The organism is Escherichia sp. MAL-1, assembly GCF_052948035.1.
The window spans coordinates 781,946-800,185 of the sequence record NZ_CM129609.1 but is presented as its reverse complement, the minus strand read 5'-3'; the positions used below and the strand labels follow the sequence as shown (position 1 = coordinate 800,185).

Annotated in this window: 19 protein-coding genes; all 19 read right to left on the bottom strand. The window is 55.4% G+C overall.

Features of this window, described 5'->3' with window-relative positions:
- Positions 1-3: 3 nt before the first annotated feature.
- The 19 genes from ACU8XX_RS03925 to gspD all read right to left on the bottom strand — a co-directional run bounded on the left by ACU8XX_RS03925 (position 4) and on the right by gspD (position 18,234).
- On the bottom strand, positions 4-558 hold the full coding sequence (locus ACU8XX_RS03925) for a hypothetical protein (protein WP_003036628.1): 555 nt from the start codon (positions 556-558) through the stop codon (positions 4-6).
- Position 559: 1 nt separating this feature from the next.
- On the bottom strand, positions 560-1,273 hold the full coding sequence (locus ACU8XX_RS03920) for a PFL_4669 family integrating conjugative element protein (protein ID WP_003036626.1): 714 nt from the start codon (positions 1,271-1,273) through the stop codon (positions 560-562).
- Between the two features lie 380 nt (positions 1,274-1,653).
- Positions 1,654-2,892: an STY4528 family pathogenicity island replication protein gene (locus tag ACU8XX_RS03915; RefSeq protein ID WP_003036623.1), complete on the bottom strand. Its 1,239-nt coding sequence runs from the start codon at positions 2,890-2,892 to the stop codon at positions 1,654-1,656.
- Between the two features lie 99 nt (positions 2,893-2,991).
- Positions 2,992-3,240, bottom strand: a complete 249-nt coding sequence (locus tag ACU8XX_RS03910; RefSeq protein ID WP_003036622.1) for a ParE family toxin-like protein — start codon at positions 3,238-3,240, stop codon at positions 2,992-2,994.
- Positions 3,237-3,827 (bottom strand): DUF2857 domain-containing protein, encoded by a 591-nt coding sequence (locus ACU8XX_RS03905; protein ID WP_003036620.1) that lies wholly within the window; start codon positions 3,825-3,827, stop codon positions 3,237-3,239. Before ACU8XX_RS03905 ends, ACU8XX_RS03910 begins: the two co-directional genes overlap by 4 nt.
- A gap of 6 nt (positions 3,828-3,833) precedes the next feature.
- The gene (locus tag ACU8XX_RS03900; protein ID WP_003036618.1) at positions 3,834-4,544 is read right to left on the bottom strand and encodes a DUF2786 domain-containing protein; all 711 of its coding nucleotides are present in this window, start codon (positions 4,542-4,544) and stop codon (positions 3,834-3,836) included.
- Positions 4,537-6,237: a ParB family protein gene (locus ACU8XX_RS03895; RefSeq protein WP_003036615.1), complete on the bottom strand. Its 1,701-nt coding sequence runs from the start codon at positions 6,235-6,237 to the stop codon at positions 4,537-4,539. Before ACU8XX_RS03895 ends, ACU8XX_RS03900 begins: the two co-directional genes overlap by 8 nt.
- Positions 6,234-7,604, bottom strand: a complete 1,371-nt coding sequence (gene dnaB-PI / locus ACU8XX_RS03890) for an SPI-7-type island replicative DNA helicase (protein WP_003036612.1) — start codon at positions 7,602-7,604, stop codon at positions 6,234-6,236. The genes ACU8XX_RS03895 and dnaB-PI overlap by 4 nt, the downstream gene beginning before the upstream one ends.
- The gene (locus ACU8XX_RS03885; protein ID WP_003036609.1) at positions 7,597-8,472 is read right to left on the bottom strand and encodes a ParA family protein; all 876 of its coding nucleotides are present in this window, start codon (positions 8,470-8,472) and stop codon (positions 7,597-7,599) included. The genes dnaB-PI and ACU8XX_RS03885 overlap by 8 nt, the downstream gene beginning before the upstream one ends.
- 289 nt (positions 8,473-8,761) lie before the next feature.
- The gene (gene yghD / locus ACU8XX_RS03880) at positions 8,762-9,298 is read right to left on the bottom strand and encodes a GspM family type II secretion system protein YghD (protein WP_000942785.1); all 537 of its coding nucleotides are present in this window, start codon (positions 9,296-9,298) and stop codon (positions 8,762-8,764) included.
- A 1-nt stretch (position 9,299) separates the two neighbouring features.
- On the bottom strand, positions 9,300-10,478 hold the full coding sequence (gene gspL / locus ACU8XX_RS03875) for a type II secretion system protein GspL (protein ID WP_000094962.1): 1,179 nt from the start codon (positions 10,476-10,478) through the stop codon (positions 9,300-9,302).
- Complete coding sequence (gspK, locus tag ACU8XX_RS03870; RefSeq protein ID WP_000633209.1) at positions 10,475-11,452, bottom strand: type II secretion system minor pseudopilin GspK; 978 nt, start codon at positions 11,450-11,452, stop codon at positions 10,475-10,477. Before gspK ends, gspL begins: the two co-directional genes overlap by 4 nt.
- 2 nt (positions 11,453-11,454) lie before the next feature.
- A complete protein-coding gene (gene gspJ, locus ACU8XX_RS03865) occupies positions 11,455-12,054 on the bottom strand; it encodes a type II secretion system minor pseudopilin GspJ (RefSeq protein ID WP_001255034.1) in 600 nt (199 codons plus the stop codon).
- On the bottom strand, positions 12,051-12,422 hold the full coding sequence (gene gspI, locus ACU8XX_RS03860) for a type II secretion system minor pseudopilin GspI (RefSeq protein ID WP_000820113.1): 372 nt from the start codon (positions 12,420-12,422) through the stop codon (positions 12,051-12,053). The genes gspJ and gspI overlap by 4 nt, the downstream gene beginning before the upstream one ends.
- Positions 12,419-12,982, bottom strand: coding sequence for a type II secretion system minor pseudopilin GspH (gene gspH / locus ACU8XX_RS03855; RefSeq protein WP_001115154.1), 564 nt, complete (start codon positions 12,980-12,982; stop codon positions 12,419-12,421). Before gspH ends, gspI begins: the two co-directional genes overlap by 4 nt.
- Before the next feature lie 3 nt (positions 12,983-12,985).
- Positions 12,986-13,441 (bottom strand): type II secretion system major pseudopilin GspG, encoded by a 456-nt coding sequence (gene gspG, locus ACU8XX_RS03850; RefSeq protein ID WP_001087289.1) that lies wholly within the window; start codon positions 13,439-13,441, stop codon positions 12,986-12,988.
- A gap of 16 nt (positions 13,442-13,457) precedes the next feature.
- Complete coding sequence (gene gspF / locus ACU8XX_RS03845; protein ID WP_001173458.1) at positions 13,458-14,681, bottom strand: type II secretion system inner membrane protein GspF; 1,224 nt, start codon at positions 14,679-14,681, stop codon at positions 13,458-13,460.
- Positions 14,681-16,174, bottom strand: coding sequence for a type II secretion system ATPase GspE (gene gspE / locus ACU8XX_RS03840; RefSeq protein WP_112034041.1), 1,494 nt, complete (start codon positions 16,172-16,174; stop codon positions 14,681-14,683). The genes gspF and gspE overlap by 1 nt, the downstream gene beginning before the upstream one ends.
- On the bottom strand, positions 16,174-18,234 hold the full coding sequence (gene gspD / locus ACU8XX_RS03835) for a type II secretion system secretin GspD (RefSeq protein ID WP_000498824.1): 2,061 nt from the start codon (positions 18,232-18,234) through the stop codon (positions 16,174-16,176). The genes gspE and gspD overlap by 1 nt, the downstream gene beginning before the upstream one ends.
- Positions 18,235-18,240 lie beyond the last annotated feature (6 nt).

Genomic DNA, 18,240 nt, shown 5'->3' with positions numbered 1-18,240 from the left:
GTATCAGCGCTCTTCACCGGCCGCAACAGCGCGGACATCATTTATCAGCTTCCTGACGCCGGACCCGGCCAGGCGCTGTGATGATGATGAGCGATAGACAACATAGAGCCTGCTGCCGGACCCGTTTTTCTCGATTTCGATATCCAGGTGATCACGTCCGTTCCAGTCGGAGCCCATTTTGTAGTAGCTGCCCGGCATGGCGTCCCAGACGGGATGCGCATCATCTTCAGCCGCCGCTTTCCAGTCCCCGTCATTTGCGGCCTGGCGCATGGACTCAAGCTCCTGCGTGGAAATGAATTTATAGTGCCGCTTTAAGCGGGCCGCTGCCGTATCCACATCGACTGGCACGGAGAACGTTTTATCGACGGACTGCATGGCCTGTTGCCCTGCCGGGCTCATCAGCGGCATGCCGCCACTTTCACCACTGCTGTTGCCACCCAGAGATTTAGTCAGGTTTGCGGCTGTATCACTGACCTGTTTATTAATCGCAGCCCAGTCCGTTGTTGCGCATCCGCTCAGTAAAAAGAAGGAGGTGAGGAGGAACACAGGGCGAATCATATTATTTCTCCTCCTGAACGGCTTTTCTCAGAGGTGGAGAAAAGGAAGAGCGTTTCTTACCAGAAAGAATGTCAGTATCGGGCATGCCCAGTTTTTCTGTTGCCTGTTGTGCTTCTTTAGTCTGGATTGCTATGTCAGCACGGTTAACCCTGACGGTTCGATAAAGGCGTAGCACACCATATACTTTTCTGATTAAGTGAGCGCAATGGCTCAGTAGTTCATCGCGACGGTTGCGGGATATGAGACCGTAATGAGCCGCCTGGAATGCTTTAAGGGCCATCTGGTCATATCCGACAAGCACCCATACACATCTGTAACCCAGCGGAGAACGACTGTATACGCCTATATTAAGTGGAGACGAGGAGGCAATGTCAGAAAATGAAACAGCAGGGGGAACTGATTTCAATATGATCTCAAGTTCTTCTACCCGGCTCTTGATATGTTCTCCAGCTTCATTCAAAAGCGTTTCAACCCTGAACATCGCCTCATCTGCCCATGGATTATCCGCCAGGGAATCCTGATAAATAATTCCTGAGCGCTTAATAGCCTGGGGCATACTCATGATGGCATGCTTAACTTTCTTTACACCTTCCTTCGCCTGAGCCTGCGGGCGGCCTTCCCAGAGACGGATAGCATAGTTTGAGTGGATCTCGATTTTCAGGGAAGATGTGAGTCCGCCCGGTTTATCGCTTCGCGTTTCATTTTCAGTGGTCATGAAATCATCTCCTGTAAGAGCCCGGTCAGGTTCGACCTAAGTCAGTGATACTCTTCAGGCAGGAGCTTGCGGACAACCATAAACCAGATCCCTAATCCCGGAAATTCACTTATATGGCTTCATAGCGGGCTAGCTCAGGGCGTTGAAGTAGTCAGTTATATAAAATGACACCTCAAACTGCTTAAAAATCAAAAGATAAAATCCTTTCATGTTTTACTCAAACTAGACTCATGCAGTGCTGTACATTTTTTATACGCCGCTGCCACTCGCAGCACTGACTGATTTTTAATCACTGCTGCCACTCGCAGCACTGTTTACTTTTTAACCACTGCTGCCACTCGCGGCAGTGGTTGTTTTTTAACCGCCAGTTCCAGAAGTAGCTATCTATCGTTTAGCTTTCTACGAATATCTCTAACCAAATTTCGTATGTTCTCTTCCGATACAGGATGGACAGAAGTGCGTGCTTCTGGCTTCCACAGCTGTTGTTCAGGACGCTGAACGTTTTTTTGCACGGCACTCTCAGGCGAATCATCAGCCTGACGGGGCGCGTACAACCTGCCCTCACGCGCCTTTTTCATTACGGCCAGCAACCAGCCAACCGGGTTGCTGAGCTGCTGGCGTGCCATCACCTTTTGCAGGCTGAGCAGCACAAGTTGTGCCTGTTCTTCAGGCAGCGCGTGCAGCTGTGCGGTCAGCATGGCAATATCTTCTGCCGGCACAAGTTCATGCAGACTGTCGGGAAGCACAGGTTTACCCGGTACGTACGTATTTTTATTCACACTGTGTGTGATACTACGTACGTAATGGTTCGGTTTCCGAACCCGGCCATAACTGCCTGTTTTTACTGGCAGTACGGATTCCGGACTCAGTGATTTGTTGTCCCTTTCTGGACTGAGTTCGGTATCCGAACCCTGTTTTTTAGCGACGATTCCTGGCCGTTTATGACTGAGTTCGGTTTCCGAACCCGGTGCGGGACAGGGTATTCGGTGATGATGTTTCGCCATCTGGCTGGGCGTCTGTGGGCGGTCCAGACGCGATTCGATCAGCGCAAGATGGCTGCGATAATGGCGCATGGTGGGGTCGTTTTTTATATCGTCGAGCACTTCGCGGGCGGTCTGGCTGATAGTCCGGTTTTTACTCAGGCAGGCGTCCGCCACCGTATCAAGGAAGCGGGGGTCTAGCGTTTCCGCATCGCTGAACGTCAGGGGCTCATCGTGCTGAGCATAGATATTCCCCCGCACCCGCCCTTTATCATCGCGCACGCGTTTACAGAGGCTGAGCCAGCCGGTTATTCGCAGCATCAGCAGGACGCGGCTTACCGTTTCCCTTGAGGCTTTCCCCTTTCCGGGCGAGGCAAGCTGCAGCTGCAGCTCGTCATAGCTGGGGAAAACCGCCCCCTCATTATTTTTTGCATACAGCCGGATCATCATCCAGCCCATCTTGTCCAGTGGTGACAACCGCGTGTCGAGCAGAAGGCGGCGGGGAATGGAATCATGCACATTTCCGGTAAACAGCAGGCCGTTACGTATCCTGCCATCATCCCGCCGGGGACTGGCCGCAAGGCGGGCATTCATTTTATCCAGCGTATAAGCAATCAGGCTTTCTGCAGGCAGACTCATTATTTTTCCTTTTCGGCCGCCATCACGGCCGTTCTGAACTGTCAGTATGCTTAGTACTGCACCCGCGTACGGGTGCAGGGCAAACAGGCTGTCATGCTGCTATTTCCGTATGGCGCTGTTATAGCGTTCGTGGCTGAGAAGAAGCCATGTCCGGCCTTCGTTACGACTCAGCAGACGCCAGAACGGGCCGAGATCGATTTTGTAGTAACCGCAGCCTTTCTCATCGAGCCGGGTGTAATTACGCGCCCCCTGCCGGAAACGGCGAACCTGATGTAACGCCTTCTGACAGCATTGCGGCGGCGCACCATGGGGAGCCCGCAGGCCCGGCGCAACCATTCTGTATTTCATGCCGTCTTCCTTACCGGCGTTCGTGCCGGAGAAGGCTGCCGGGTCTTGTGCCAGCCGCGGACGGCATGCCAGACGGACGTCAGCGAGACGTTCATCTGTTCTGCAGCCAGCATCATCACGTCCAGCCCGTCAGCACTTTCCGCATCTTCAATGCCGGATTTTTGCCACTGACGCCACAGGGCGGCGTTTTCCTCATCACCCAGTGCGTTACCGCGCCCCGGCCGGACATCGATACCGGCAATACGACGGCGGGCCGCCACCTCCGTACTGGAGAGCCCGAAGTAATTGGCCATCAGTTCAATGGAGCCGCCCAGCACCAGCGCCCGATCGATACGCTGGAGTCGTTTCTGCTCCGTCCGGGCCTGCTGCAGCATGCGCACCAGATTGCCGTGATTGATGCCCACACTGATGATCGACACCTCACTACCGGAAACGTAGTGAAGCTCTTCGAGCGAGAGCCCCTGCAGCATCTGCATTTCCTCGCGGTTTAGTCCCAGCGATTCGCAGCGGCGCAGATAGCCACTTCTGAGATCCATAACCAGCTGCATCAGTAATCCGTTTGCAGCCTGAGATAAACTGTTCATCATTCCCCCTTAATCCTGACGGTAACCAATGGCTGCCGGACCCCGGCCGCTGACACCCTGATGAAGACGGGCATTTTGTCCGGCTTCATACCCCTGATAACGTGCTGTATCCGCCCCGTGGCAGGCTTTCAGTTCACGGGTTGTGACTGTTTTCATACTGCGGCTTTCCAGCCAGTGGCTCATCACCTGCTGCTCTTCGCTGCTGATGTCAGTCGCCGATATCAGCTCACGTACCCCACATACCCAGCCGTCACGAAACTGCTCCGCTCTCGCCCGGCGTGTGGCCAGTTTCAGCCGCTTGCTCTGGGTTTTAAGATAAGAAGTTGTGGCATCTTTCAGCTGGCGCGTCAGCACATCAAAGGCATAGGCTGCTATCTCAGGTTTTTCACTGAATCCGTAAAAGGTTACCGAACGGCGATACCCGGCAGAGGTCTGACGCCATGAATAATAAGCGCGGCAGCCAAAGGCATGACAGACGCCCCGGACAAGGGTCACCATCCATTCCGGAACTTTTTCAGCATCCGAAGGGGCTGTGCGGGAAGAGGCTTCCCGCACGGAAATAAGGCCGGCGTCAAGTTCGCTGATGCCGTATCTGGCCATCAGCTTCTGGGCTCGCTGCAGGGCCAGTCCTGCCTCATGGGCATTACTGTTGCTGCGGCCCAGCTTCAGCAGTTTCCTGACAAGATTCAGCAGTCGCAACTGTCGCTGTGAGTTATTCATCGCTGTTATCCTCCCCGTACGTCAGACCGCGTTGCAGTTCCCGAAGACGGCGCATAACGCGCATCAGGCGCAGCAGTTTCAGGGCATCTTCATCTGTCAGGACAGGAGCTTCCCCCTCACCCGGGCCGCCGGTGAAAAGCTCCGGCAGGCCACACACCCCTGCCGCAGGATGCAGCGCAGGCGCTTCGCCGGTCAGGCCCAGCAGAAAGGCGGCGGCTTCAGAACACACCTCACCTGCCGCGACGTAACCGGCAGACATGTCGTTGTCGCGTTGCGGAAGAATTTCCTCTTCGCAGCCAAGGACCTCACCCAGCTCCCATGCCAGACGAAAAGCGGTATTCTGCAGGTGTTCGATATCGTCCTGATGGGCCGGCACATGCCAGATGCTGTCATTAGTCACGGGCGTGTCATCCTGCAGGACAACTTCAGGTTCTGGTGTTAAAAGAGAAAGCAGGCCATCCTCCCCATTGTCCTCTTCTCCATCATTCTCTTCTCCGTACCCATCGGAGAGGGTAACCAGCCTGCTAACATCCCCGCTCTTACCTGAAATGACCGGCGCGGCACCGTACATATCTGGCTGAACCTCATACCGAGGGGGCTCATTAATCGGTGTTTCAGAAGGAGAAGACGCATTACCCGGAACGGGCGTTGCAGCCCCTCCTGAGACCTCAGGACGTGAACTGGAGACAGGTAGCGGGACGCCTTCACTCTCATCTGAGCCTGTGGTATGCAGGGCGGGATCAGCATTAACAGGCTTGTTTGCGGCGGGAAAGGCAACCGTCTCCGGCTCGCCAAAGTGATGTCTGCGGTTGCGTTCTTTAGGATCGAGTTCCATCATCCAGCGGTCATAGTCCAGTTCCGGATGGGGTAACGCCTGCAGTAAATCACCAATAAATTCATCGCGAAACATCTCAAGAGACCACAGTTCCGGTGAGTTGAAACGGCCACAGCACTGGCCAAAAACGTCGCTGAAGGATTTGTCGCCTGTGTCTGAAATCAGGCAAAACTCATCCCACACGCGTTCAGCATCATGCCGGAGCGCCAGCAGTGACGTTATTTGTGGCCTGCCAAGCCCGGACTCAAGCAGGTCAGGGATCCACGGAAAAAGATATCTCAGTGCATCTTCCATACGGCTGATAGTTGAATTATGTACCGGCAGACCTTCACGGGTCAGAAGTTCTGACAACTGTCGTAAAGAGACTGGCTTTCCCAACTGCTCTTCATATATAGAGCGGGCTTTGTGGATCCCCTGCGCTTTTTCAATAAAACTCAGTTCCCCACGCACTTCATTCTCTGCCAGATGGCCGATAACACACTGCAGTCGCCCCGGCCACGGCTTGAACAACACATGGACGCGGAAAAACCGGTCTTCTCCGGTCTCCTGCCACAGTTCTGACAGGATCTGATAACGTGTATTACCACCGTCGCTGAAGATGTACATATCGGGCTCACCATCCGGATCACGGGTGACTTTGGGTACGGTGTCCAGCCCGCGCGAACGGATGGAAGCCTTGATATCGTCATAACGCGGATTGCGTGATGTTCGCGGATTATCAGGATTCGGGCTTAACTGGTCGAGCGTCAGGACCATGGGCATTTCAGCCGCCGGCATGACGCTGATATTGCCGGCCGCCTGCGACTGGCGTCCGGGCTGCAGCATGGCAGCCCCCACATTAGAACTTTTACGGCTCATGCCTGTTTCCTCCCGCTGCGGTAACCGAAGTCATAGCTGCCTTCCTGAAACTCCGAAAACAGTGTGTAACGCCCGTCAAATTTGACTTTCACCGTGCCGGTTGGCCCCTGCCGCTGCTTGCCGACAATGATCTCAGCCACACCAGAATCAGGGGTGCCGGGGTTATAAACCTCATCCCGGTAAATAAACATGATGAGGTCTGCATCCTGCTCCAGCGCACCAGAGTCACGCAGGTCACCATTATTGGGGCGTTTATCGGCCCGCTGCTCCACCAGGCGGTTGAGCTGGGAAAGCGCCAGTACCGGACAGCCCAGCTCTTTACCGAGCGCCTTAAGCGAGCGGGAAATTTCCGCTATTTCCTGCGTGCGGTTTTCCTGCTCGGGGGAGCGGACAAGCTGCAGATAGTCCAGCATGATGAGAGAGGGTCTGCCGTATTTGCGGACATAGCGACGGGCGCGGGCGCGCAGTGTGGCCGGGGTCTGGTAACTGGTATCATCAATGATCAGACGGTTTTTCCACTCAATAATGCGACCGGTCGCCCTGGACACGCGAGCCCAGTCTTCATCATCCATGTTGCCGCTGCGAAGCCGGGACAGTTCCACCCGGCCTTCCATCGCCAGCAGGCGCATCATCAGCTGCTCTGAGGGCATTTCAAGGCTGAACACAAAGACGTGATCGTCAGGTTTTGCGCCCACGGCCGCGGTGCAGGCGGCCATGGCCAGCGACGTTTTCCCCATGGAAGGACGGGCGGCCAGCAGGGCCAGATCGCCGGGCTGGAGACCACAGGTCATCGCGTCCAGTTCGCTGAAACCGGTCGGTGTCCCGGTGAGGCCGTCACTGGCGGACATGCTTTCCAGATGCGTCAGCAGTTTATCCAGCGCTTCGTTAACGCCGGTCTCACTGTTGAGCTGTATGGCTCCCTGTTCAGCAATGTTGAACAGCTTACCTTCGGCCGACTCAAGAATACCCGCCGAGCTGGCTTTCGGGGCCTGCACATCGGAAAGAAGACTGTTACCCACTGTCATCAGCTGCCGCAGGCGGCTTTTCTCCGCCACCACCACGGCGTAAGCCAGGATATTGGCTGCAGACGGCGTGTTTTTACTCATTTCAGCCAGATAAGCAAAGCCGCCACACTGTTCAAGGTCGCCTCTGTTCTCCAGCCGTTCCGTAATAGTGATGAGATCGAGCGGTAGCCCTTCCCCGGCCAGCTCGGCCATCACGCGGAAGACCATACGGTGCGGCCGGGAAAACAAATCTTCCGGGGAGATTTGCAGTATCACCTCATCCCACCGGTCGTTATCAAGCATCAGTCCGCCCAGTACGGCCTGCTCAGCCTCATAAGAGCAGGGCATCATCATCTCAGACATGACGCACCTCCCGGGTCAGAACGTCACTGAAATGGCTCTGCCACTCAGGGAACAGTTCACACGCGAGGTCGTGCATGGTGACGGCTGCGGCCGGACCTTTGCGACGCGTTTTGTATTCCAGACGATGCACGGGCTGCTGCTTGACGTGCCCCAGTTTGAAAATATCCAACGCCTCGATACGGGTATCGAGTAAACGATAAACGTCACGGTTGCCCAGCGCAGAGGCGTCGTAATGTTTTTCGTTAATGATCGCGGCAAGACCGTCCATTGCTTCACGGTCAAGCAGAGTGTTTTCGATACAGTTGACGAGAATGGAAATATCAGGAAGGCGGATACCGTAATTTTCATAGGTTTTCAGGCGGGTAAGCATATGAAGGGAGCCGCGGATAAATTCACGGACATCCGGAAGGATGGGTTTAACAATGCCCATAACATTACCGGTAGAGGACAGGAGGGAAAGTTCGGTCATGACGCCTGTTGCGCCTTTAGAATCCACAATAATGGCGTCATAACGGTTAAAGAAGGCATGCTGAAGTATGTTACGCAGGCGCAGACGGCCGTCTGCAGCGTGGAGCATCGCGGTCGGCAACAGCCCGTCCGGGTCGTTAGAGTAGATGACATCAAGATTTTTTATGGCGGTCTGCGAAATGCACTGCGTCTGGTCACTGACCATCTGCATCAGCAATTCATAGAAGCCGAAAGGAGATTCATGTTCCAGCATGAAGATACTGCTGGCTGTGGGCTGGGAATAGTCTGCATCCACAAGAAGGGTGTTCAGCCCGGCATCGGCAAGGAAAGCGGCAAGGTAAGCAGCAAACGTGGATTTACCTTCTCCACCTTTGGGAGAGATAACGGGAAGTATTTTCATTTTGCACATCCAAAACAATGGTTTGGACGCATGTGTTAGTGATTATTCACATCTCTTAAACAGAAAGGCAAAGGATTTCACTTTCCGGCAATGGGATTGAAAATCCCCGTGTCCTTGGTTCGATTCCGAGTCCGGGCACCACTAATTCTTAAGAACCCGCCCACAAGGCGGGTTTTTGCTTTTGGATCTGACAATAACCTTCACGAAAAAAATTAGCTTATAAAGTCTGGGGGAATTACTCTCGCCACGTTAACGAGAGTAATTTTATTGATATTAATCTCCTGATACTTTACCCCCGTCCAAACTCCAGCCGCTGCACATTCACCATCCCAGGCTTCTCAGCAGCACTGACATCAATTTGTGTCACCCGCAGCGCATATTTTTCATCCAGTGCGTTTAACCATTTCAGCAGGTCATTAAACACCACAGGTTCTATCCAGACCTGAATATTCTCCCCACGATCGGCTATCCGCCTGATGACCACCGAGTGCGCGGAAGCACTGTCACTGATGACCCGCGATACCTGCGCAGGCGTTGTTGTGGCAGATTTTCGCGCTGCAATAATATCCGGCGCGGCGTTCTTCAGTCGGGTGTTCATCGCCACCAGCTGCTGCAATATTGTCTCCTGTTGCTCAATCCGTTCGCTCAACGGCTGCCAGATGAGGACGTAATATCCGACGCTAAACAGGAACACCACCGCTGCCAGTAACATGCCCTTTTCACGCGGAGAACGCCCCGCCAGGTGTTGTGCCAGCCAGTGTTCGCCACGGCTTAACTGGCGTTCACGCCATTGCTGAAAATAGTGAATAAATTTATCGCGTAACATGTTATTTCCTCCGCAACGTTACGCCGCCGGAAACCGCATCACCCTCTTTCTGTAACGCGTCCTGTTGCACAACATAATCGGTTGCCAGTGCACTACGCAGTTTGTCGAAACTGGCAAAGTTCGCGGCCCGTAGCTGGAGGTGAAGTATCTGGCGTTTTTGATCAAAGGTAAAACCACGCATTTCGATGTCGGAAAGTGACGCTGATTTCAGGGTGCTGGCTATCGCTGACAACTCGGCGAGCAGCCGGGTATCGTCGGCCTGTGGGCGATATTTTTTCAGCGCCATCGTCACCTGAGAGCGTAAATTCACAATCCGCTTCTGCTCCGGGAACAACGTTAAGAACTGTTCCTCCGCCTGGGTGCGGCTTTGCGCCACCTGTTCGCTGACGCTCCATAACGTCACGCCCCGCTCCACTGCCAGCGCAACCAGAATCAGCAATATCGGCAGAATCATCACCCGCCAGCGCGCCCACTGTTTTCGGTAGCTGACGCGAGGCTGCCACGGCCCTGTCAGCAGGTTCCCTTCCGGTTCGCCATAAGTGGTAATGGCGGGCAGAGCTGTAACGGTCAGGCGTTCAGCGTCTGCGCCAGCCCATGCTGATAGCTTTTCCGGTGCAATGCCGACTACGGTTAGCGAAAGCGGTAAATCCTGCTCATTGAGCTGGGCGCGGAACATGACCGGAGCCAGCGCCAGCCCGGCGCTCCATCCCCGGCATTCATCGATGCGGCAGATAACCCGTTGCGCATCGCAAGCCATAAACCCACAAGGAATGGACATCCAGTCCGGCGCGACGGTAGCGCGGGTGATGCCGTTTTCCTGCAACCACTGCGCAATGTTGCGCATATGCTGTTGGTGAATCACTGCTACGGTTGCCAGTTGCTGGTCGATATTCAACGGGGCGAAATGCAGTTCATCGATATCCTGGTTCAGCTCTTCTTCCAGTAAGGCGGGCAGAATGGTCGGTATCTGCTTACGGGCGACATCAGGCAGTTCAACCTGCCAGACGCTGATCCATTCGCCGGGAATGTAGAGTCGAATCGCATCGGTTTGCAGCCATTGCTGGAGCTGTTCGTTAGCAACGTCAGACCAGATACCGTGCTCCACATCGGGTGTACGGCGCTGCCAATGGATGGGATCAGCGGCGCAAAGCGGGAAAAAAATCTCAAGGATGGAACTCACTCACTTTCTCCTGTCTGATGCCAGAGAACCGAAAAGTGTTGTGGGCCCATGCGGACAATTAACGAGTTCATCGTCAGTTCAATCTCATTCACGGTGATATCTGAACGCAGCCAGAAGTAATTGCTGTCCACGCTCAGGACGGTTTTTAGCTGTTTTTTAGTACGCTCATCGACGTCAGCAAGTAGCGGCTGTGCAAGAAACTGATCGACATCTTCCCAGCCCTTCGCCGGACGTTGTTGTAATAACGCCCGCGCCTGAACAGGGCTTAACCACGGGTCAAACAGCGCCTCAAGAATCACACTTTGCGTGACGTCTAAAGTATTGATGTTGATTTGCTGGCGGGTCATCGGCAGCGCACAGACCAGCGGTTTCAGTTTTTGATAAAGCCCGGCGTCCATTCCCTGCACCACGCGCATCTCACTGATATCAGCCAGCGGTTGATTCGCGGCGTAGAAAGGCACCGAACGGGCGAGATACTCGCTGTCTTCACGGCCCAGACGCGTCTGCACGCTGCGGTCCTCGTCAATAAACTCCCACAGGCTTTCGGCTATCAGTTCGGCCCGATAAGCAGGCACATCCAGGCGCGAGATCAGGGCAATCAACTGTTGTACCGCAAGCGGACGCGACGCCGTTGTCGGCTGAGCAAGGGCATTCAGGTTAAAGCAAGCCTGTGCGTCACGCAGGGTGACCGCAATTTGCCCCTGCGGCAGAGGGAAGAAACGAGGGCCGGATGCCCACGGCTGTGCCAGATGCACGCGCTTTTCATTTTTCAGGCTCAGACTGAGCGCGCTCAGCGCCAGGCTTTCCGCACTGGCGCTGTACCACAGCGCCTGCTGGTACTCCTGCTGGCTGCGCGTTCGCCCAAGTTGTTGCTGCATCCGCCCGGAAAGCGTGATGGTTACCAGCATCATAACCGCCAGCAATACCAGCACCACGACCAGTGCCATTCCGCGTTTTGGTGGTGAGGTGATCATGATTATTGCGGCCCGCGTAACAACCAGATGCGTTCAATCTCGCCCCATTGCGGCGAATGCAGGGTCATGCGTACCGCCACAGGGATCGCCTGTACTGACGACCAGCTCTCCTGCCAGCGCGTGCCGTCGTAGAACTGCAAACGGAGCGAATCGGCCGGAATCAACTTTTGCATTGTCGGCTTCACGCTGCCTGCGGCATCGGTCAGCGGCCAGGCTAACCGTTCGAGATAACCGTCATGAATGCGGTAACCGACGGTGAGCAGATTACTGCGCGGCAGACGCATCAACGGGTTAACCACACCGCCGCGCACAAAACGCATTCCTTCACTCTCAGACGCCAGCACGCCAGCGCCAGCCAGTAAAGCTGGTTCACGCTGGCCCTGATCGCCTCTTACCGGACGCGGCATCATTTGGGTCAGATCGTGGGTCAGAAAACTCATCGTTTGCTGCATGAGGTTTAGTTTTTGATCGTGATCGGCGACGGCGCTATTCACGCGCGTGACGCCGTTAGTCACCTGCTGCGCCATCAGTGCCAGCGAGGCAAAAATGGCAATTGCCACCAACATTTCCAGTAACGTGAAACCAGCGCGAGTCCTTCTCACTGTTGGCCTCCCACGGCGCTAAACCAGGCGCGTCGTGACTGAATGACCGACGAAAAGTCTTCGTGAAGGCTGACTTCAATATCCACCGCCTGGAGCAGCGCGTTGCCTGTACTCAGCGGTGTGGTTCGCCAGTACCAGCGGCTTCCTGCCATATCGCTCTCGCCCTGCTGCCTGACCGCCCGCTGCCCACGGGTCATCAGGTAGAGCAGCGCAGTCTGGTTTTCAGCCACCCAGCCCGCTACCGTTTTTTCCTCAAGAACGTGCTGATTACTCAGCGCACCGCTGGCAATCTGTAATACCGCCGTGGCAGCCAGCGCAAAAATCGCCAGCGCGAGCATCACTTCCAGCAAGGTAAATCCGCGCTTCATGGCATCCTCTCATCACATTGATTGAGGGATAACGCGCCATCGTGCGCCAGTTTTACCGCCCAACATGCGTTTTGCGCCGCCGAGTAGAAGCGCAGCGTAAACGGCGTGGCGGGTTCAAAAGGCGAAAAACGGATCTGCGGCGTCTTCTTTTTCGCCTCTTTTTGCAGCTCCAGTTCAATATCGTGCAGCGTCAGGCGACGACGTTGCAGCTCCAGCGCATACTCCTTCTGCCAGATATCACTTCCGGGTTGTAACAGCATCTGCACCTGTTTTGGCACCGTAACCTGTGCCGATAACCGGGTCGCGGAAACGGGCAACCACTGCCCCTGACGACGCTGCATAAACTGATAGCCAGGCGCGTCGATTAGCACACCGAGTGTCTGCCCTTCAATCACTGCCCTGTCCTTAAACTGCGCAAAGCGAGTCAGAAAATCCTGTGCCGCTTTTTTCGCGGGCGGTTCAGAATCGGTCGCAAACGTCTGTACCACGCCCGAACTGGCAAGGCCGATAAGGAAAATCACCAACATGATTTCCAGAAGTGTGAATCCGCGTTCAGGCACTGCTTACTGAAACTCCTGCAAATTCCAGTTACCGATATCTGCGCCAGCGCCTTCCCCGTTTTCCTGACCATCCGCCCCCAGGGTATAAACATCAAACAGCCCTTTTTCACCCGGGCTGAGATACTGATAATCATTGCCCCACGGATCCTTTGGCAGTCGTTTAATGTATCCACCAGTACGGTAGTTGCGGGCGTCCGCCATATTGGCTGGCTGCTGGATCAGCGCCTCAAGCCCCTGTTCGGTAGTTGGATAACGCCCGTTATCCAGTCGGTACATATCCAGTGCGTTTTCCAGCGCCACGATATCGCTGATGGCTTTTTGCCGATCCGCTTTCTCTTTATTGCCCAACAGGTTAGGCACCACCAGACTTGCCAGGACGCCAAGAATAACAATCACCACCATCACTTCCAGCAGGGTAAAACCTGCCCGTGGTTTTTGTGTGCGGGATAACGAATTCATGTGATAACTCCGTAAATTACATTCCAACCATATTGTTCAGTTGCAGCATCGGCTCGAGGATGGCGATGACGATAAACAGCACCACGCCCGCCATCATCACCACCAGCGCCGGCTCAAACAGCCCCAACGCCAGCCCCACCTGGGTATCAAATTCCCGCTCCTGGTTAACTGCGGCCTGTTCAAGCATGGTTTCCAGTTCGCCGCTCTGTTCGCCGGAGGCGATCATGTACAGCATCATCGGGGGGAACAGGCGCAACTCCGCCAGCGCAGCGCGCAGACTGCTTCCTTCGCGGACGCGATCTGCCGCCAACAGCAGTTGTTGCTCGACATAGCGATTTGCCGACACGGCGGCAGCGGTCTGAATGCCTTCCAGTAGCGGAACACTGCTGGCGGTGAGGATGCTTAACGTGCGGGAAAAACGCGCCGTATTCAGTCCGCGCGCAACACGCCCTATCACGGGCAGGCGCAGCAAGGTTTTATCCCAGCGCAGGCGCATCGCAGGATTTTTAAGTAGCCGTTGCCCCAGCACCAGAAGCCCCAGCAAACCCGCCAGCCAGTAAACGCCGCTGGCCTGCAACGCATCGCTCATGGCAATAAGCGTGCGGGTGGAGACGGGCAGCGCGTGTCCGAGATGATCAAACTGTTCGATGATTTTCGGTACTACCGCCGTCAGCAAAATAGTGACCACGCCCGTTGCCACCACCAGCAGAACCAGCGGATAGAGCATGGCCTGCAATAGACGTGATTTCAGGCGCTGTCGCTGTTCGGTGTAATCTGCCAGGCGATTAAGCACCACGTCGAGATGCCCGGATTTTTCTCCGGCAGCAACCATCGAACAAAACAGAGAATCAAAGACGCGGGGATGTTCGCGCAGGCTGTCCGACAGGGTGTAACCTTCCTGAATCCGGCTGCGCAGCGCCATTCCGAGGCTTTTTACATGCAGTTTTTCACTTTGCTCACTGACCGCCTGTAAGCAGGTTTCCAGCGGCATTGCTGCCTGTACCAGCGTTGCCAGTTGGCGCGTGAACAGCGCAAGATCTGCCGCCGCCACGCGACGATGTGCGTGCCGCCGACGCTGCAACATCCCCCCTGACGAAGTATTCATCCGGGCTTCAATATGCACGGGGATAAGCTCTTTACCGCGCAACAACTGGCGGGCATGACGCGCGGAATCCGCCTCAATCATACCTTTGGTTTTGCGACCATTACGCTCCAGCGCCTGATAGTAAAACAGTGCCATTACGCCTCCATGGTTACCCGCAGAACTTCATCGAGAGAGGTTTCTCCGGCGAGCACTTTCTCAATGCCGTTGCTGCGGATACCCGCAGAGTGTTGTCGGACATAACGTTCCAGCTCCAGCTCCCCGGCCTGACGGTGGATCAAATCACGCAATGTGGCATCCACCACGATCAGCTCATGGATGGCAGTCCGTCCGCGAAAACCTTTGTGATTACAGGCGGGACAGCCCTGTGGATGGTACAGAGTGACGGTACGGGCGTCGGTAATTCCCAGCAGGCGTTTTTCTTCGTCAGTGGCTGGTGCGGGCTGGCGGCAGTCGGGACACAGCGTGCGAACCAGTCGCTGCGCCATCACGCCCGTCAGACTGGAAGAGAGCAGGAAAGGCTCCACGCCCATATCCTGCAAACGTGTGATCGCCCCCACCGCTGTGTTGGTATGCAGCGTGGAAAGGACCAGGTGTCCGGTAAGTGAAGCCTGGACGGCGATTTCTGCGGTTTCGGTATCGCGGATTTCACCGACCATCACCACATCCGGGTCCTGACGCAAAATCGCGCGCAGCCCACGGGCAAAGGTCATGCCGACGCGGGTGTTAACCTGCGTCTGACCGATCCCTTCAATCATGTATTCGATGGGATCTTCAACCGTGAGAATGTTGCGCGAATGGTTGTTCAGCTCCTGCAATCCGGCGTACAGCGTGGTGCTTTTGCCGGAACCCGTCGGCCCCGTCACCAGAAAGATGCCGTGCGGTTTGTGTAACAGCTGGCGCAACTGCGCGGTCAGTTGCTGGCTAAGCCCCAGACGCTCCAGCGTCAGGCGGGCCTGGTTTTTGTCCAGCAGTCGCAGCACCACGCGCTCGCCCCAGGCAGAAGGCATGGTGGAGACACGCCCGTCAATCGCCCGGCCGCCCAGCAACAGCGCAATACGTCCATCCTGCGGCACGCGCTTTTCGGCAATGTCCAGCCGCGCCATCACCTTGATACGCGACACCAGCAGCGAGGCCAGTTTGCGCCCCGGACGCAGCATTTCATGTAATGTGCCGTCAACACGAAAACGGATCACCAGACTCTTTTCAAACGTCTCAATGTGGATATCCGAAGCGCCTTCTTTGATTGCCTCTGCCAGCATGGCGTTGATCAGTTTGATGATCGGCGCATCGTCGTCGCTTTCCAGCAGATCTTCCGTTTCCGGCAGTTCTTCCGCGAGGGTAAAAAAGTCCTCGGCAGAACCGAGATCTTCCATCAGCTGGCGAGCCTCGGAAGAGTCCCGCTGCCAGACCGCATTCAGCCGCTGTTCAAATTCGGCCTCGTCGATTTGCCGCAGCGTAAAGGGCGCGTTCAGCCCCCGCTGCAGCTCCTGCAAAACAGAGAGCGATAGCGGATGAACGTGGAGGATCTCCAGCGACGCTTCGCACCATGCCACCAGGCTAAACCGACGGCTGAAACTGTAGGGCAGACGCACGGTGTTGGCGGTGGTTTCCTGTGCTACAGGCACCATTAACGCGTTCTCCCGGCATTGAGGAACGCGCGAACTTCCGGCGGTAAGGCCTGGTTTTGCGCTGGCAGTACCGGCTGTGCAGTGTGCGGCATCAGGCTTAAACCTTGCTCATCACGATAGATCTGTTCGGCGCGCATATAGTTATATTTGCGCTGCGACACGCCGTCTGCCGCCATACCGTCACGCAGAATGGTCGGACGGATAAACACCATCAGGTTACGTTTTTCTTTTTTATCCGCCGTCGATTTAAACAGGTTACCAATCAATGGGATATCGCCCAGCAGCGGCACTTTCGCCACGCTTTCTCCCGCCTGATCGTCCATCAGACCACCAAGCACAATCAGCTCACCATCGTTAGCCAGCACGGTGGTTTTCAGTTTGCGCTCACCAAACACCACGTCGAGGCTGGTCTGTCCTTCCACCTTCGAGACTTCCTGCTCAATCACCATCTGTACCGCGTTACCTTCGTTAATCTGCGGCGTGACTTTCAGCATGATGCCGACTTTTTTCCTTTCTACTGTATTGAAAGGATTGCTGTTATTGGAGCCAACGGTAGAGCCGGTTAATACCGGAACGTCCTGGCCCACCATGAAGAAGGCTTCCTGGTTGTCCAGCGTGGTGATGCTCGGCGTGGAGAGCACGTTAGAGCTGGAGTCGTTTTTAACCGCCTGCACCAGCGCCATCCAGTCGCCTTTCACCACACCAACCGCCGTACCGCTAAAGCCGGAAAGAAGCTGGGCGAGCGTGGAGAGATCGCCGTTGGTATCCGGATTAATGGTGGTAGCGCCGTTTTCACTGATCACCGTCGAGCCTTTCTGCGGTTTCGCCTGAGAAATGGCTGCGCCCAGCGTACCGATAGGGATCTGCGTACCATTAGCAAACTGCATTAATCCGGCATCTTTCGACGCCCACTGCACGCCGAAATTGATATTGCTACCTTCGGCAACTTCCACGATCAACGCCTCGACATGCACCTGAGCACGGCGAATATCCAGTTGTTCAATCACGCTTTGCAGCGATTGCATGATGTCCTGCGGCGCAGTAACAATCAGGGCATTACTGTGTTTGCTGGCGGCGATGGAGACAATCTCACGCCCGCTACCGACCGTGCCTTCCGCCTCTTCTTTAGCCGCCGTGAGCGTGCCGCTGACCTGCTTCAGTACATCGACCAGATCTTCGGCTTTGCTGTATTTGAGATAGAAAACCTGGCTGTTGCCGCTGCGCTCCATTTCTGAGTCCAGGCGACGGATCAGACGGCGCATTTTGTCCCGCGTGGCGGGGTCACCACTGACAATCACACTGTTGGTGCGTTCATCGGCGACAATTTGAGATTTCAGCGTCGCAGGCTGGTTCTCGCCGCTGTTTTTCGTCAGGCTTTCCAGCACGCGGGCGATTTCCGAAGCCGAGGCGTTATCCAGCGGGATCACCTCTTCAGTGCGATTACCCGCGTGATCCACACGCTGGATCACTTCCGTCAGCCGCTCCACGACGGAGGCGCGTCCGGTGAGCATAATCACGTTGGAGGGATCGTAATTAACAACGTTGCCTGAGCCTGCGCTGTCGATCATCTGGCGCAGAATCGGTGCCAGCTCGCGTACTGACACATTACGTACCGGCACTACTTTGGTGACCATTTCATCGCCCGCGTAGTTGTCGCTGCCTTCACCGACCAGCGGCAGCGGCTCGACTTTCGCAGCGCTGGATTTCACCACCTTCAGCACGTCGTTTTCCATCGGTACGACGGCATACCCCTGTGCTTCCAGCAGGTTAAGGAATAGCTGGTAATACTGGCGTTCATTGAGCGGGGTCATGGTGCGAATACTCACTTTCCCCTGTACGCCCGGCCCCATAATGATGGTTTTATTAAGGTTAGCGCCGACGGTTTCGATGAACGATTTCAGGTCGGTATCTTTAAAATTAGCGGTGAAAGTGGCTTCTTCCGCCCAGACCGGTGAACTGCATAATGCCGCTGCCAGCACCAGCGGCAGTAAACGCTTTTTTGTTTTGAGGCCAGTTGTCTTCTTACGCCAGACCGACAACGTAATATCACGCCAAAACACGATGAA